This window comes from Nguyenibacter vanlangensis (genome assembly GCF_013376155.1).
Lineage (GTDB): Bacteria > Pseudomonadota > Alphaproteobacteria > Acetobacterales > Acetobacteraceae > Gluconacetobacter > Gluconacetobacter vanlangensis.
On sequence record NZ_JABXXP010001290.1, the window covers coordinates 1 to 512 of the forward strand.

General features: G+C 71.3%; 1 protein-coding gene. It reads left to right on the forward strand.

Annotated elements, in window-relative coordinates; all coding sequences use genetic code 11:
* On the forward strand, window positions 1-512 hold a 512-nt coding region (locus HUK84_RS22665; protein ID WP_246285854.1), incomplete at both ends, for an ABC transporter transmembrane domain-containing protein.

The following is a 512-nucleotide window of genomic DNA, read 5'->3' on the forward strand; positions in this document are numbered from 1 at the left end:
GGCGCTGCTGCGGCGGCAGCACAGCGCCGAACTGACTGCGCTGGCCGTCGACCGGATCGAGGCCCTGGACGGCTTCTTTGCCCGCTGGGTGCCCGCCTCGATCCTGTGGATCGCCGTGCCGGGCCTGATTGCCGTGCTGGCCGCCCTGGTCCAGCCCGGATCGGCCGCCATCATGGCCGTCTGCGGCCTGGCGGTGCCGGTCGGCCAGGCCTTGTTCGGCATCGGGGCCGCAATGGCGTCGCGCAATCAGTTCCTGGCGATGACGCGGCTGCAGGCACGGTTCCTGGACCGGGTGCGGGGCATCGCAACGATCGTCCTGCTGAACCGCACGGATGACGAGGCGGCGCGCCTGGCCGCCGCCGCCGACGAACTACGCCGCCGGACCATGAAGGTGCTGCGCGTCGCCTTCCTGTCCTCGGCGTCGATCGATTGCGCCATGGTCGCGGCTCTGATCCTGATCGTGCTGCATGACGGCGGCACCGTGCTGGCGTTGCATCGGGCCGGCGCGGCAT